The sequence below is a fragment of the Paraburkholderia sp. J69-1 genome (genome assembly GCF_905220255.1).
In the GTDB taxonomy this organism is placed as follows: domain Bacteria; phylum Pseudomonadota; class Gammaproteobacteria; order Burkholderiales; family Burkholderiaceae; genus Paraburkholderia.
On the sequence record NZ_CAJMZG010000008.1, the window covers coordinates 61,641 to 76,377 of the forward strand.

Sequence of the window (14,737 nt, forward strand, 5' to 3'; positions counted from 1 at the left end):
CTCACGCGCGAACCGAATATGGACAGACCGCATGAGTGGTAACGATCCATTCTGGAATTTATCTGGACCTCGATGAAACTGGCCTTTCTGGAACCCATGCCTTGGGCGTACGACACGGTAACGCCTTTGTACCGCCCGTTGGGAGGTTCCCAATCGGCCTTATGCTATCTGGCCGCAGAATTGGTCAGGCAGGGGCACGAAGTTTCGATTCTCAACGAGGTCAGCGAACCTGGGCTGGACGCAAACGGCGTACATATTCTCCCGCGCGCGCAAGCCACGTCGGATAGCGGGTGCTAGTCCTGACCGAAGGGGAAACCCTTCGGTCATTTGATGAGGTTGTTGTTGCTAGCGCCAGGTTTGTCTGGTAGCGACCGGAAACGGGCCAGCTAGTCAAAAAGCGCCTGCTCGGCGATCGAGCGAATGTCCGAGGTATATTCGTAGGTACCAAGGTGCGAAGTCTTGACCCACGGGCAGCCGAAGATTTCCCCTCCAATATCTCGCCATCTTTTGCAGAAGGAAATGTCCTCACCCAGCGTGACGCCATCCGGCAAGGTTATTTCATTGAAGAGCGCAGAGAGACGGGCGATGCCGGGGAAATACGGCGCTTCGAGCGGGCTGACCGGTTCCATAAGTTCAGGATAGGCGTCGATCATCTTTGTGAACACGCCGCGGCGAATCAGCATCAGCCCAGTCCCTCCTGCTGCGATTGGCAGCGGTTCGTCAACCTTGACCGTGTAGTTGCCCGGTAACGGATTAAAGGTTCCAAAAGTGGCCGTAAGCAGTGGCAGCGTGCCGGGTGTCAAATCAGGATTATTCTTTACGGCTTTGATAACGAGTTCCCAGTTTATTGTCTTTCTGGAATAAAGCGCGACCATGATGTCATGATCGTATTCCAGCATTTTCATTACGTCAGGTGCCTTGAAGACGATATCCGAATCGACGAACAATAAATGTGTGGCGGATTGATCTAGCAGGAAGTGATTGAATAGCAGATTGCGAGCTTTGGCGATGCGGCTGATATTCTTCGACCAGTTGAAGGAAAATTCATGCCCTGCTCGAAGAAGCTTGCCTTGCAAATCCAGCAGCGAGTTAGTGTATGAGCCGTAGCACTGATCGTTATAGACTGGCGACACGACGTGTACGTGAATTGATTTTTCGGTCATATAGGATTTAACTGTTATTTGCAATCGATTCGCAGGTTTATTTGCGCAATATTATTGCGCAACAAAAGAGACCGCAAATTCAAGCTATGTTTTTTTGAGGATAATCAAGTTTTTTACTCGGAGAGGATACGATCGTCCGCAACCAGGCTTTCCGAAGCCCACCTTTACGAAACTCAACAAGATCGCCTGACACGCTCTGATGACGCCGCCTGCCACGGATCTATCGCTTCGCTACGAAAAGGCCTTTCGCGCCTATGAAACAGGCCAAACGGGGGCCGCTCTCGTCCATCTCGAATACGTTCTGGAGCGCGAACCTCAAAACTGGGATGCCACCCATCTGCGTGGCCAGATCGCGCTGTCGCTGAATGACCCGCAACAGGCCGAGCAATGGATAACGCGGAGCATCGCGATCAAACCGCATCCGCTCTTCTACAACAGCCTCAGCGTCGCGCAAACGCGGATGGGCGCGTTTGCGCGCGCGGCCGAAAGCGCACGCGCCGGTCTCGCGATGCACGACCTTTGTACTCCGGAACTCGTCGTGACGCTTCTATACAACCTTGGCGTAGCGCTGCAGGCAGACGATCAGTTGCAGCAAGCGGCTGACGTCTATCGGCTCGCCATATCCGTGGACGCCACACATTCCGAGGCGAGAAACAACCTGAGCGCGTGTCTTAACGCGCTTGGAAATCTAGACGAAGCGATCGCCGTTCTGCGCGAAGCAATCGAGCTTGACCCGCACAATCACGCAGCGCGCAGCAATCTCGGACACTCTTTGCTTGCTGCCGGAAATTTCACTGAAGGATGGCGGTATTGCGAAGACCGCTGGGCGGCTTATCAAATGGCGAACGGCCCGGTCGCGATTAAACCTGCGGATTTGCCGATACCGCGTTGGCTGGGTGAAGCCTTCAAAGGGAAAAAACGTCTGCTGGTACTGAGCGAACAAGGCCTCGGCGACATGCTGCAATTTTGCCGCTACCTTCCGATGACACTCGCGCGTTTCAGTCATGTCAGCTTCGTGTGCCCGCCGCCGCTGCGTCGTCTATTGAACGATTCACTCAGCGCCGATAACCCGAATCTCGAACTTCTCGACGAAATGCCAACTAATCTGCAGCATTGGGACTATTACGCCCCGATGCTGTCATTGCCGCTGGCTTTCAATACGCAACGGGACACGATTCCGGCGACCGTGCCGTACTTGCACGCGAACCCGCAACTCGCGCATCAATGGGCGACACGCATGCGCGCGCAACATTCCAATGGACGGCCGTGTATCGGGCTGGTCTGGGCGGGCGGTCATTCGGGAACCGTCCTCGATCGGCGGCGCAGTCTTGACGCCGATGCGATAGCGCCTCTATTGAACTGGCCACACGCCCAATGGTTGAGTCTCCAGAAGCCTGAAAGCGCACAAAAGCAGCTCCCGCACGCGCGATTCCCCCATGTGATCGACTGGATGGACGAAGTGGACGACTTTGCCGATACCGCCGCCCTCATCGAAGCATTGGATCTCGTGATTTCTGTCGATACGTCGGTCGCGCATCTTGCCGCGGCCATGGGCAAGCGTGTCTGGTTGCTGAACCGTTATGCCGGTTGCTGGCGATGGTTGCGCAATCGTGAGGACAGTCCCTGGTATCCCGGCATGCGGATTTTTACGCAGCGCACGCGTGGCGACTGGACGGACGTGCTGGCACGTGTGCTAGAGGCGTTGCAACGCGAATATTTTTATCCGCCAAGCCAGCCTTCCACCTCACGCACGAAGTCCTGATCCCGCGACATCGCGGCGGCCGGCAAACGCGCCAATTCGTCGAATGCCCGCGCATGCGCTAGCACGAAACCGCGCAATTCCTGCGTAAACGCGCGTTCATCGGCGCGTCGCCGGGCGAGTGCCGCGGCGACGCTCGACTCGATCAACCGACGCTGCTCGCCGATCACATCGACGCAAGCCTGACGACACGCGCCCGAAACCCGCGCCACTGCGAGCAACGCAGGCACCGGCGCGATAGTCAGACGTGCGCCGGGCGCGAGCGCCAGCAAAGCGCCCGGCGAAGCAAGCAGCGCCGCGGCCACAGTGTCACGCCACAATTTGCGCTCGAAAATCAGCGCCGCGCGTTCGCGTTCGATCGCACGAGTGTCGATCACGCGCGTTCCGTCGATCAAGGGCGTCGCATCTACTTGCAACCCTTCGCGAATGCAATCGGCGCCAAGCGCACGCACGCTTTCGCGTCGCGCGCCCAGCGTCACCGCCTGCCATCGGTCGGGGACAAGCGGATCGAGCGGCACCGCTTCGCAGCGCACGGGCTTGCCCGTTTCGTGCAAGGTGCAGCGGCCATCGTGCGCGAGCGCCGGACAGCGCGCGGCCGACGGATAATCGTAGCCTTGCAGCGTGATCGAAATCCAGCCCGTGTCACGCGCGTCCAGGCGATGAAACAGCGCATCGGCGAGCGCATCGTGTTCCGCCACGTCCTGCGCATCGAGCACGCGCGCCACGCCTTGTGCGACCAGACGCTCGCCCACGCGGCGGCGCGCGACGCGCTCGATCGCAAGACTGCCGATAAACACCGAGCGCCGCGCGAACCACTCGCGCAGCGTTAGCGCAGGCGGGCTGTCACAGCATTTGCCGCAGGCGTTGCAGGCGAGCGACCAGGCGCGCGCTACCATGGCCGCCGCACGGAATCGTCGTAGCGCGTGAGGATGAAATGCGCGACATCGTCGGAGTGATACGCGGCGATCAGCGTGCTGACCCAGCGCGCCGAACGATCGGCGTCGCGCACGGCGAGCACATCGGCGTAAGGCGAGCGGGCGTCCTCGTAGCTGATGCTGTCGCGCGCCGGAAAGAGGCCCGCGCGCGCCGCATCGTCGCTTGTGATGGCGACGAGATCCGCGGAATCGAGCGCCTTGAAAAGCCGCTCGCGCGGCACGGCGACGATCTTCAGATGCAGCCGGTTGCCGGTGATATCGCGCGTCGTGGCATGCAGCCCGGCGCTGTCGCGAAACGTCACGAGCGTATCGTTTTGCAGCAGCACGAGCGCGCGCGACGTGCCCGGCGCATCGGCGGGAATCGCAATGGTCGCGCCCGGGCGCAACTGCGCGAGGCTGCGCAATCGGCGCGAATACAGCGCCATCGGCAAGTTGATGGTGGGCGCCACGCTGGTGAGCGCGTAGCCGTGCGCGGCGCAGGTCTGTTCGAGGCGCGTGGCGTCCTCGAAACTGGCGACGTCGATACGGCCAGCCGCGAGCGCCGCGTCGATGCGTGCGGCGTCGTCGAACACCACGACGTCGAGCGGCAGGCCGCGCGTGGCCGCTACGCGTTTGACCTCGTTCATGATTTGCGCGTGCGTGCCCGGCGTCACGCCTACGCGAATCGTTGCGGGCGCAACCGAAGTGGCGACATCCGCGTGAGCCAGCGACGATGCAAAAGTACATATCGCCGCCATCAAGGCAAAAACGCGCCTCATGCCGGGTCCCTCGCCACCGTGCGAAAGCCGATATGCGAAGCCGCAAGATCCGCTTCCTGCTGTTCGCGCGACGAAGCGCGATAGCGCACGCAGTAATCGCGCGAGCACAGGAATGAGCCGCCCTTGATGACCATCGCGGTGTCGTGTCGGCGCGAAGCCGGCGCGACGACGGCGGTATCGCCGTTCGTGTGCGATTGATGCGGGCCGCTGTAGACGTCTCTGGTCCACTCCCACGCGTTGCCGATCATGTCGTACAGGCGGAAGTCGTTGGCCGCGTAGCAGCCCACGGGCGCGAGTCCGGCGTGGCCGTCTTCGGCGGTGTTCAGCACGGGAAACACGCCTTGCCAGTAGTTCGCGGCGGGCTTGCCGCCCGCGTCCACGGGCGCGGCGTCGAGGCTCGCGTCGTTGTGGCCGGCTTTGCCCGCATATTCCCATTCGGCTTCGGTCGGCAGATCGCGGCCCAGCCAGTGCGCGTAGGCGAGCGCGTCGTGCAGCGTGACGAGCGTGACCGGCAGATTGCCCTTGCCATCGACATTGCTGGCCGGTCCTTGCGGATGCCGCCACGACGCGCCGTCGACCCACGACCACCACGCCAGATCGCGCGCGTTCATCTCCTCGCGCGTGGGCTCGTGAAAGACCGCCGCGCCGTGCTGTTTTTCGGCTTCCGTCACGTAACCCGTGGCGGCGACGAAGGTCGCGAATTGCGCGATCGTGACGTCATGCTGATCGATCCAGAAGCCCGCGACGCGCGTGGTGCTGCCGCCGCTGTCCGGGCGTTCGTCCGGATAACCGCGCGTGCTGCCGAACACGAAGGCGCCGCCGTGCAGATGCACCATGCCCGCTTTCGGATCGTCGCGCCAGCGCGCGGGCAGGCCGCTATAGCGTTCGCATTGCCGCTCGCTGCCGAGCGAGGCGAGCGGGCGGCCCTGGTTGAGCGTGTCGAATGCCGCACCCGGCGCGCTACGCGCGCTCGCCTGCGATTCGTACGTCATGGCGAAGGCCGCCGCAAAAATCGCGGCGCCGAACGCCGCGCCGGTGAGCCAGAAGCGCATCGCCGGTCCTCAGTAATAGCCGTGCGGCTGCAGCGGTTCGACGCCGCCCACGCTCGTCATGTAGTCGTTCCATTGCTGGATGAGCGACTGGATCACGGACGGGTTTTGCGTCGACACATCGTTGACTTCGCCGCGATCGGACGCGATGTCATAGAGCTGCCAGTGACCGTCGGCGGGCCCGAGCGGCGGTTCGGTCCAGAGCGCTTTCCAGCGGCCGTCGGCGCTGCGCAGATAGGCGCGGCCATAGGACTCGTCGCCGAATGCGGCCGTGTGGACTTCGGCCGTGCTGGTGCCTGCGAGCAGCGGCAGCAGCGATTTGCCCGTCACCGGATACACATAGCGATTGTTGTAGACCACCTTGCCCTTGTTCTGATCGACGCCGGTGAGCGCGTTGATCAGCGCGGGTGCGGGCGTCGAAGGCGGCGTGACGCCCGCGACATCGAGGAAGGTCGCCGTGTCGTCGGTGACGTGCGTGAACACGCGCAGCGTCGCCGCCTGCGTGGTCTGTCCCGGCAGATGCGCGATGGTCGGCACGGACACGCCGCCTTCGGCCGAATAGCCCTTGGTGTAGCGGAACGGCGCGGCGCTCACTTCGGCCCAGCGCAGGCCGTATTGCAGACGTTGTGCGCTCTGTTTGCCGTTGTCGGTGCCGAGCGCGGTGTAGGTCGGGTCCTGCGAATTGGCGGTGTCGGTGGCGGTGGGATCGGCGCCCGAATCGATCGGCCAGCCTTCCGCGCCGTTATCCGACTGGAACATGATGAAGGTGTTGTCGTATTCGCCGATGTCCTTCAGGTGTTGAATCAGGAGTCCGATGTTGTAATCCAGGTTCTCCACCATGCCTGCGTAGATTTCCATGTAGCGCGCCTGAGCCTTGCGTTCGGCAGGCGAGAGGCTGGCCCAGAGCTTGTCGACGTTGCCCTGGCCGTAATCGGCGTAGCCGTCCGATGCCCGATGCACCGCGCTGATGTATTTCGCGCTGGCCGTGCCGTTGTTCGCCGTGGCGGCCGATCGCGTGAGCGTTTCGGCAAGGCCTGGGTTCGGCTGGAAATCGGCGGGAATCAGGCCGAGCGCTTTTTGCCGCGCGATGCGCGCGTTGCGGATCGCGTCGTAGCCGGCATCGTAGACGCCCGTGTATTTGTGCAGCCACGGGTCCGGCACCTGCAGCGGCCAGTGCGGCGAGGTATAGGCCGCGTAGGCGAAGAAGGGTTTGCCGTCGCCCTTGTGCGAGTCGATATACGCAATCAGCTTTTGCGTATAGAAGTTGGTCGAGTAGAACACCGCGGGATTGCCGCCCGTGCCGCCGGGCTGGCCCGGTTGTCCGGGCTGCACGTACTGGCCGTCTTCGGTGTAGTTCTGCGAGCCCGCGAGTTCGTGCGCGAAGTGATTCGTAGCCGCGCCGCCGAGCAGCGCGTAGCTGTGTTCGAAGCCCCATTGATCCGGCGTCTGGCCGCTGCCCGACGTGCTGCCCACGATGCCCGAGCCCAGATGCCACTTGCCCGCCATGTAGGTGTGATAGCCCGCGTCCTTGAGCAGTTGCGCCACCGAAAGCGCGCGATCGTTCAGATAGCCCTCGTAGCCGGGCAGACCTTTGCGCTCATCGGTGGGCACGCCCATCGTGCCTTCGCCCACGAGATGGTGATCGGTGCCCGAAATCAGCATCGAACGCGTGATCGCGCAGACCGTGCCCGCATGGTGATTCGTCAGAATGCGGCCCGACGCGACCAGCGCGTCGAGATTGGGCGTGTTGATTTCGCCGCCGAACGCATGGATATCCGAGTAGCCGAGATCGTCGGCCATGATGTAGAGGATGTTGGGCTGCTTGTGCGTCGAGGCGGCGGCGCTCGCCTGCGAGGTGACGGAATCGGAGCCGCCGCATGCGCCGAGTGCGAGCGCGCCCGCGATGGCTGCTGCGGCAAGGCGTAAATGTGGAAGCGTGCGTGGGGTGGGGCGAACAGCTTTGGCGAGCTGATGAAGGGCGGCCGGGTATCTCATCGTCGTTGTTCTAGTGCTTTTGTTTGTTGGAGCGGCGATCTTAGCGGCGCGCGCGTAAGCCCCAAAGTCGGATTCGTCAGTTGCTTTGCGGGGGTTCTGATATAGCGGGCAACGTCGCGCGCGCGAGCCTTTACAATAGGCGGCCACCACCACAAACCATCGACGAGACCATGACCCGAGACCCCCGCCTCACCCTCAACGCGCGCCAGCAGGAGTTGCTCGAATGGGTGCAGCGTGACGGCTTCGTGACCGTCGACGATCTCGCCGCGCACTTCGACGTGACGCCGCAGACCATCCGCCGCGACGTCAACTGGCTCTCCGACATGAATCTGCTGCGCCGCTATCACGGCGGCGCGAGCCTGCCCACCAGCGCCGAAAACGTCTCGTACAGCGCGCGCCAGCAGATGTTCCACGACGAGAAGCGCCGCATCGGCGCGCTCGCGGCTTCGCATATTCCCGATCAGGCGTCGCTGTTCATCAACCTCGGCACCACCACCGAGGAAGTTGCGCGTGCGCTCAATCGCCATCGCGGCCTGCGCGTCATCACGAACAATCTGAACGTCGCGAGCATGATGAGCGGCTATCCCGAATGCGAAGTGCTGATCACCGGCGGCATCGTGCGGCCCTGGGACAAGGGCATCGTGGGCGAGTTGACGATCGATTTCATCCGGCAATTCAAGGTGGATTACGCGATCATCGGCACCTCGGCGATTGAAACCGATGGCACGTTGCGCGACTTCGACACGCGCGAAGTGCGCGTGGCCGAGGCGATCATCCAGCATGCGCGCACCGTCTATCTCGTCACCGATCATTCGAAATTCGGCCGGCCCGCGCTGGTCCGCCAGGGGCATCTGAACCAGATCCACGCGCTGTTTACCGACAAACCGCTGCCCGCCGATATGGACGAAACCATCGCCCAGGCCGGCACGGCGGTGTACGTCGCGCAATGAAGCAGAGCGCAACCGGTTGCTCGATCGAAGAGGCCATGCGGCTGCTCGGCGGGCGCTGGCGTCTGCTGCTGGTTTCGTATCTGCTCGACGGCCCGAAGCGCTTTAACGATCTGCGCCGCGACATGCCCGGCATCTCGCAGCGCATGCTCACGCTCGACCTGCGCGCGCTCGAAGACGCCGGGCTGGTGCTGCGCACCGTCTACCCGGAAGTCCCGCCGAAAGTCGAATATCGACTGACCGAAGACGGCACGCGCCTGCTGCCGGTCGTCGAAGTCATGCGCGAATTCGGTCTCTGGCTCAAGGCGCGCCCCGGCTTCCCCACGCCGATGCATGAGTCTGCAATCGAGCCCGCCGATTTCCCCGCCGAGTAAGCGTCCGCGCACGCCGACGGCGAACGAACATTCAGCGAACATTCAAGCGAACCTCAAAACGAACATCGTACGAATCGAATTCGAACATTTTTCATGTTCGTTTCCGTTTCTAACAGCGAGCTAACGACGCGATTTGTTCGCGCGGTAGCGGGTTCGTTTGATGCTATCCCCCGGGAAAACCCCAGTTTTTCTGCGCTATTTCCCCCAATTCGCCGATTTCCTCACACTTTTCCCCGATTCCATCCGCGCGAACTTTACTTTTTCGAATTTGTTCGTTAAATTTCGGATTTGAACATTTCTGGTTCGCATCTGGACTTGCATGGGGCCCGATCAAGGGATTGTCCGCGAGTTCAACCAACAGGAAACGCAGGTGACTCAAGAGAATCGGTACGATCTGCTCGTCGTGGGCGGCGGGATCAACGGCGCGGGTATTGCGCGCGATGCAGCCGGGCGCGGGCTGTCCGTGCTCCTTTGCGAACAGGACGATCTGGCCTCGCATACCTCGTCGGCCAGCACCAAGCTGATTCACGGCGGGCTGCGCTATCTCGAGTACCACGAGTTCGGTCTCGTGCGTAAGGCGCTGCAGGAGCGCGAAACGCTGCTGCGCTCCGCGCCGCACATCATGTGGCCGCTGCGTTTCGTGATGCCGCATATGCCGAATCTGCGTCCGGCGTGGCTCATCCGCATTGGCCTCTTTCTCTACGATCACCTCGCGAAGCGCGAACTGCTGCCCGGCTCGCGCGGTATCGACATGCGCCGTCACGAAGCGGGCAAACCGCTGATCGACTCGATCCGCCGCGGTTTCGTCTATTCGGATGGCTGGGTCAACGATGCGCGCCTCGTCGTGCTCAATGCACTCGATGCGCAGGAGCGCGGCGCGCGCATTCTCACGCGCACCCAACTGATTGCCGCCCAGCGCGTGAAGAGCGCGAGCGGCGAAAGCGAATGGCAGGCCACGCTGCGCCGCACCGACGGCACGAGCCTCGAAGTGCGCGCCCGCGCGATTGCCAATGCGGCCGGCCCGTGGGTGGGCGACGTGCTGCACGGCGCGCTGGGCAGCGGCGCGCAACATAGCGTGCGCCTCGTGAAAGGCAGCCATATCGTCACGAAGCGTCTGTTCGAGCACGACCACGCCTACATCTTCCAGAATCCCGACAAGCGCATTATTTTCGCGATTCCCTACGAGCACGATTTCACGCTGATCGGCACGACCGACGTGGAATATCGCAACGATCCGGCCAAGGTCGCGATCGACGGCGACGAAACGCGTTATCTCTGCGAGTCGATCAATCGCTATTTCAAGCGTAAGATCTCGCCCTCCGACGTGCACTGGACCTATTCGGGCGTGCGTCCGCTGCTCGAGGAAGAGGGCGCGAAGAACGCTTCGGCGGTGACGCGCGACTATCGTCTCGAACTCGACGACACCGACGGCGCGCCGCTGCTTTCCGTGTTCGGCGGCAAGATCACGACCTTCCGCAAGCTCGCGGAAGAGGCCGGCGACATGCTCGCCCGTGTGCTGGGCAGCAACGCTCCCGCGTGGACCGCAGGCAAGCCGCTGCCGGGCGGCGATATCGCCGATGCGCGTTTCGACACGTTCGCGCAGAGCTTCGCGAAGCGCTTTGCCTGGCTGCCCGCGCCGCTCGCGCAGCGCTATGCACGCGCTTACGGCACGCGCGCCGGGCGTCTGATCGGCACGGCGAAGTCGCTCGATGAACTGGGCACGCAGATCGCACCTGGCATCTACGAGGCCGAATTGCGCTATCTGCGCGATACCGAATGGGCAACCTGCGCCGAGGATGTGCTGTGGCGCCGCTCGAAGCTCGGCCTGCATGTGACGCCGGGCACGCTGGAGGCCGTCACGGCCGCGCTGGAATCGTGGTTCGCCGCGAGTCATGCCCGCACTGCCGTGCCGCATTGAAGGCACTAGAAGCATTAACGGCAGTCGAAGCAGTCGTCAGGCATTGCGCGCCGCGTTTCATGGGTTCGATTCGTTGGAGCGTGGCGCGAATCACAATTACCGAATCACATCTACATTCGGATGGAGATAAGAGACATGCAGGATCAACAATACATTCTCGCGCTCGACCAGGGCACCACCAGTTCGCGCGCGATGCTGTTCGACCGCCAGGGCCGTATCGTTTCGACGGCGCAGAAAGAGTTCGAGCAGATTTATCCGCGTCCGGGCTGGGTCGAGCATGACCCGCAGGAAATCTGGTCGACGCAGGCCGGTGTGGCCGCCGAAGCCGTCACGCGCGCGGGCCTGAACGGCACCAATATCGCCGCTATCGGCATCACGAACCAGCGCGAAACCACCATCGTGTGGGACCGCGAAACCGGTCATCCGATCTATAACGCCATCGTCTGGCAGGACCGCCGCACGGCCGACTTCTGCGATCAACTCAAGGCGCAAGGGCTCGAAGAGAAAGTGCGCGCGAAGACCGGTCTGCCGATCGATTCGTATTTCTCGGGCACCAAGATCCGCTGGATTCTCGACAACGTCGAAGGCGCGCGCGAAAAGGCGCGTCAGGGCAAGCTTGCGTTCGGCACGGTCGATAGCTGGCTGGTATGGAACTTCACCAAGCACGAACTGCACGTTACCGATGTGACCAACGCGTCGCGCACGATGCTGTTCAATATCCACACGCGCCAGTGGGACAACGAGCTGCTCGAAGCGCTCGATATTCCGCGCAGCATGCTGCCGGAAGTTCGTTCGTCATCCGAAGTGTATGGTCCGACCAAGACCACGGTGTTCGCATCGAAGATTCCGCTCGCCGGCATTGCGGGCGATCAGCAGGCCGCGTTGTTCGGCCAGATGTGCACGCACACCGGCATGGTGAAGAACACCTACGGCACGGGCTGTTTCCTGATGATGAACACGGGCGACAAGCCCATCGAGTCGAAGAACAACCTCGTGACGACGATCGCCTGGCAGATCGGCGATCAGGTCAATTACGCGCTCGAAGGCAGCATCTTTATCGCAGGCGCGGTGGTGCAGTGGCTGCGCGACGGCATGGGCATCATCAAGAGCGCGTCGGAAATCGAAGCGCTGGCCGCCAGCGTCCCGCACACGGACGGCGTCTATCTCGTGCCGGCCTTCGCGGGTCTGGGCGCGCCGCACTGGAATGCGCGTGCACGCGGTTCGCTGTTTGGCGTGACGCGCGGCACGAGTTCGGCGCACGTGGCACGCGCGGCGCTCGATTCGATCGCGTATCAGTCGCTGGACGTGCTGGCGGCCATGGAAGCGGACTCGGGCATCAGCGTGGGCGAACTGCGCGTGGACGGCGGCGCGAGCGCGAACAATCTGCTGATGCAGTTCCAGGCCGATCTGCTGGGCGTGGATGCCGTGCGTCCGCAGATCACCGAAACGACCGCGCTGGGCGCGGCGTATCTGGCGGGTCTGGCAATTGGCTACTGGGGCAGCGTCGACGAACTGCAAAGCCAGTGGCATGTGGATCAGCGTTTCAAGCCGGCGATGGCGGCTTCGCAGGTCGACGCCTGCCGTGCGGGCTGGCAGCGTGCGGTGCGCGCCGCGAAGGCCTGGGCCGACGATACGAAGTAAGGCTCGCATTAACGCTTTCAGGCAGTAGAAGCACCGCTGTAGAAACAGGGCATCCCAACTCAATCATTCACACACAATAACAGCGGGCGACGGGGCCGGAGGATCGGACCTGTGCGCCCGCTTGACAATAAGTGAGACAACTATCATGTCACCCTATATTGCAGAATTCATCGGCACAGCGATTCTCGTGCTGCTAGGCAACGGCGCGGTCGCCAACGTGCTGCTCGCCAAAACCAAGGGCCGCGGCGCGGACCTGATCGTCATCGTGATGGGCTGGGCGATGGCCGTGTTCGTGGCCGTCTACGTGACCGCTTCGTATAGCGGCGCGCATCTGAACCCGATTGTCACCATCAGCCTTGCGCTGGCGGGCAAATTCGCGTGGTCGAAAGTGGGCGGTTATATCGCCGCGCAGATGCTCGGCGGCATGGCGGGCGCGTTTCTCGTGTGGCTCGCCTATCGTCAGCACTTTGCTAACGAAGAGGATGCGGATCTCAAGCTCGCGGTGTTCTGCACGGGCCCGGCGATTCGTTGCGTGCGCCACAATGTCATTACCGAAGCGATCTGCACCTTCGTGCTGATTCTCGGCGTGCTGTATCTGGCGGCGCCGCAAGTGGGTCTGGGGGCGCTCGATGCGCTGCCGGTCGGCCTGCTGGTGCTCGGTATCGGCATTTCGCTGGGCGGTCCCACGGGCTACGCGATGAGCCCCGCGCGCGATCTGTCGCCGCGCATCATGCACGCGCTGCTGCCGATTCCGGGCAAGCGCGACAGCGACTGGCGCTATGCGTGGATTCCCGTCGTCGGGCCGCTGCTGGGCGGTGTGGCGGCATCGATGCTGTATCTGTACCTGCACTCGATGCATTGAGTCGAGCGCGCATCGCGCGCACCCGGTTTCGATCAAGGCGGCGGACTCAGGTCCGGCCGCCTTTTTTTATTGCGCTTTATTTCGCCGATGCGGCACGCTGCTGACGCTTGCGGGCGCGCAACACCAGCGCGGCGGCCACGAAGCCGATCAGCGCGCAGTAGCGGAAATCCGCGCCTACGCTCTGGTGATCGACCACCACGCCGCCTAGCACCGAACCCAGCGCAATCGCCACCTGCGTCGCGAGCGTGAACAGCGCAGCGGCGGCCTCGGTTTCGCCATCCGGCCCACGTCGATGCCAGACGTTCAGGCACAAGGGCAATGCGCCCCACGCGATGCCCCAGACCATCACGCCCGCGAGCACGGTCACGCGCGCGTGATCCAGCGCAGGCAGCAGCGCGAGCACCACGGCCAGCAGCAAGATATTGCCGAGCATCGCCGGCACGAGCGCGCGCCCGACGTAATTCCCGGCTGCGTAATTCGCGACCAGCGCGCAAAAGCCATAGGCCAGCAGCACCCACGTGCCGGTTTCGCCGGATACACCCGCCTGTATCAGCAGCGGCATCAAATACGTATAAGCGCCGAAGTGCGTCGTGAATACCAGCAAGGTGAGCGCGAGACTCAACTGCGCTTCGCGCCGCCGCGCGAACGCTGCAAAGCCGCTCAGGCGCAAAGCCGTTTGCGCGGGCAGCGAAGGCAGCACGACGATCTGTGCGATCAACGCGGCGCTCGCCAGCACGCCCGCGCCGATAAACGCGCCGCGCCAGCTAAAGAGGCTCGCGAGGAAGGTGCCGAATGGCAGGCCCACGATCATCGCCAGCGCCGCGCCGCCGAAGATCGTGCCGGCCGCGCGATGCACATGCGCCGGCGCGACAAGCCGCCCCACCACGGCCATGCCCAGCGACCAGAAAGCGCCGAGACTCGCCCCCACCATCGCGCGGCTCACCAGCAGCACCGCGAAGTTGCGCGAAAACGCCGCGATCAGGCAGGCCGCCAGCAGGAGCACAGAAAGCGCGATGAGCACGCGGCGGCGGTCGATTCTGCCCGCCGCAATCATCACGCCGGGCGCGGCCACGGCGGCGAACAGGGCGGGCGAGGTCATCATCAGGCCGGCCTGGCCATCCGAAATGCCGAAGCTGCGGGCGACATCGGGCAAGACGCCGACGGGCAGAAATTCCGTGGTGACGCTGGCAAACGAGCCGAGCGCGAGCGACCAGACGGCCGCCCAATGTTCTTTACGATGAGTCGCGCGCTCGGGCTGCGCGCATTCGATATCCGGCATTGAAACGTGGCTTGCGAGAAGTCCGCGCGGCGCGAGCAGAAACGCCGACGCGCCTCA

At 63.0% G+C, this 14,737-nt stretch carries 12 protein-coding genes; 6 read left to right on the forward strand and 6 right to left on the reverse strand.

The window, feature by feature from the left end; genetic code table 11:
* Positions 1 to 386: 386 nt before the first annotated feature.
* A complete protein-coding gene (locus U5A67_RS16080; RefSeq protein ID WP_321815404.1) occupies positions 387 to 1,163 on the reverse strand; it encodes a hypothetical protein in 777 nt (258 codons plus the stop codon).
* A gap of 199 nt (positions 1,164 to 1,362) precedes the next feature.
* On the opposite strand from U5A67_RS16080, the gene U5A67_RS16085 reads away from it, so the two are divergent.
* Positions 1,363 to 2,925, forward strand: a complete 1,563-nt coding sequence (locus U5A67_RS16085; protein ID WP_321815403.1) for a tetratricopeptide repeat protein — start codon at positions 1,363 to 1,365, stop codon at positions 2,923 to 2,925.
* Here U5A67_RS16085 and U5A67_RS16090 read toward each other — a convergent pair.
* Genes U5A67_RS16090 through U5A67_RS16105 form a run of 4 tightly spaced genes read right to left on the reverse strand, consistent with a single transcriptional unit; the run spans position 2,883 to position 7,659 of the window.
* Positions 2,883 to 3,818, reverse strand: a complete 936-nt coding sequence (locus U5A67_RS16090) for a flagellin N-methylase (RefSeq protein ID WP_321815402.1) — start codon at positions 3,816 to 3,818, stop codon at positions 2,883 to 2,885. The genes U5A67_RS16085 and U5A67_RS16090 overlap by 43 nt on opposite strands.
* Positions 3,812 to 4,615 carry a MetQ/NlpA family lipoprotein gene (locus tag U5A67_RS16095; RefSeq protein ID WP_321815401.1) on the reverse strand — a complete coding sequence of 268 codons (804 nt, stop codon included), beginning with the start codon at positions 4,613 to 4,615 and terminating at the stop codon, positions 3,812 to 3,814. The genes U5A67_RS16090 and U5A67_RS16095 overlap by 7 nt, the downstream gene beginning before the upstream one ends.
* A complete protein-coding gene (locus tag U5A67_RS16100) occupies positions 4,612 to 5,667 on the reverse strand; it encodes a formylglycine-generating enzyme family protein (RefSeq protein ID WP_321815400.1) in 1,056 nt (351 codons plus the stop codon). The genes U5A67_RS16095 and U5A67_RS16100 overlap by 4 nt, the downstream gene beginning before the upstream one ends.
* A 9-nt stretch (positions 5,668 to 5,676) precedes the next feature.
* The gene (locus U5A67_RS16105) at positions 5,677 to 7,659 is read right to left on the reverse strand and encodes an arylsulfatase (protein WP_321815399.1); all 1,983 of its coding nucleotides are present in this window, start codon (positions 7,657 to 7,659) and stop codon (positions 5,677 to 5,679) included.
* Positions 7,660 to 7,829: 170 nt separating this feature from the next.
* Between U5A67_RS16105 and U5A67_RS16110 the strand changes: the two genes are divergently transcribed.
* From U5A67_RS16110 to U5A67_RS16130, 5 genes are all read left to right on the forward strand, one after another.
* Positions 7,830 to 8,609, forward strand: a complete 780-nt coding sequence (locus U5A67_RS16110; protein WP_205984530.1) for a DeoR/GlpR family DNA-binding transcription regulator — start codon at positions 7,830 to 7,832, stop codon at positions 8,607 to 8,609.
* Positions 8,606 to 8,980, forward strand: a complete 375-nt coding sequence (locus tag U5A67_RS16115) for a helix-turn-helix domain-containing protein (RefSeq protein ID WP_321815398.1) — start codon at positions 8,606 to 8,608, stop codon at positions 8,978 to 8,980. The genes U5A67_RS16110 and U5A67_RS16115 overlap by 4 nt, the downstream gene beginning before the upstream one ends.
* Positions 8,981 to 9,350: 370 nt before the next feature.
* Positions 9,351 to 10,898 (forward strand): glycerol-3-phosphate dehydrogenase, encoded by a 1,548-nt coding sequence (gene glpD / locus U5A67_RS16120; RefSeq protein WP_321815397.1) that lies wholly within the window; start codon positions 9,351 to 9,353, stop codon positions 10,896 to 10,898.
* A 135-nt stretch (positions 10,899 to 11,033) separates the two neighbouring features.
* Complete coding sequence (gene glpK, locus U5A67_RS16125; protein ID WP_321815396.1) at positions 11,034 to 12,539, forward strand: glycerol kinase GlpK; 1,506 nt, start codon at positions 11,034 to 11,036, stop codon at positions 12,537 to 12,539.
* A gap of 145 nt (positions 12,540 to 12,684) precedes the next feature.
* Entirely contained in the window at positions 12,685 to 13,401 is a 717-nt protein-coding gene (locus U5A67_RS16130) for an MIP/aquaporin family protein (protein ID WP_205984534.1), read from the forward strand.
* 76 nt (positions 13,402 to 13,477) lie between these two features.
* On the opposite strand, the gene U5A67_RS16135 is transcribed toward U5A67_RS16130, so the two are convergent.
* Positions 13,478 to 14,680, reverse strand: coding sequence for an MFS transporter (locus U5A67_RS16135; protein ID WP_321815395.1), 1,203 nt, complete (start codon positions 14,678 to 14,680; stop codon positions 13,478 to 13,480).
* Positions 14,681 to 14,737 lie beyond the last annotated feature (57 nt).

What these genes read in the sequence shown, in the direction of transcription:
- U5A67_RS16080 (WP_321815404.1), bottom strand. Translation starts at nt 1,163, where the DNA reads ATGACCGAAAAATCAATTCACGTACACGTCGTGTCGCCAGTCTATAAC.
- U5A67_RS16085 (WP_321815403.1), top strand. Translation starts at nt 1,363, where the DNA reads ATGACGCCGCCTGCCACGGATCTATCGCTTCGCTACGAAAAGGCCTTT.
- U5A67_RS16090 (WP_321815402.1), bottom strand. Translation starts at nt 3,818, where the DNA reads ATGGTAGCGCGCGCCTGGTCGCTCGCCTGCAACGCCTGCGGCAAATGC.
- U5A67_RS16095 (WP_321815401.1), bottom strand. Translation starts at nt 4,615, where the DNA reads ATGAGGCGCGTTTTTGCCTTGATGGCGGCGATATGTACTTTTGCATCG.
- U5A67_RS16100 (WP_321815400.1), bottom strand. Translation starts at nt 5,667, where the DNA reads ATGCGCTTCTGGCTCACCGGCGCGGCGTTCGGCGCCGCGATTTTTGCG.
- U5A67_RS16105 (WP_321815399.1), bottom strand. Translation starts at nt 7,659, where the DNA reads ATGAGATACCCGGCCGCCCTTCATCAGCTCGCCAAAGCTGTTCGCCCC.
- U5A67_RS16110 (WP_205984530.1), top strand. Translation starts at nt 7,830, where the DNA reads ATGACCCGAGACCCCCGCCTCACCCTCAACGCGCGCCAGCAGGAGTTG.
- U5A67_RS16115 (WP_321815398.1), top strand. Translation starts at nt 8,606, where the DNA reads ATGAAGCAGAGCGCAACCGGTTGCTCGATCGAAGAGGCCATGCGGCTG.
- glpK (WP_321815396.1), top strand. Translation starts at nt 11,034, where the DNA reads ATGCAGGATCAACAATACATTCTCGCGCTCGACCAGGGCACCACCAGT.
- U5A67_RS16130 (WP_205984534.1), top strand. Translation starts at nt 12,685, where the DNA reads ATGTCACCCTATATTGCAGAATTCATCGGCACAGCGATTCTCGTGCTG.
- U5A67_RS16135 (WP_321815395.1), bottom strand. Translation starts at nt 14,680, where the DNA reads ATGCCGGATATCGAATGCGCGCAGCCCGAGCGCGCGACTCATCGTAAA.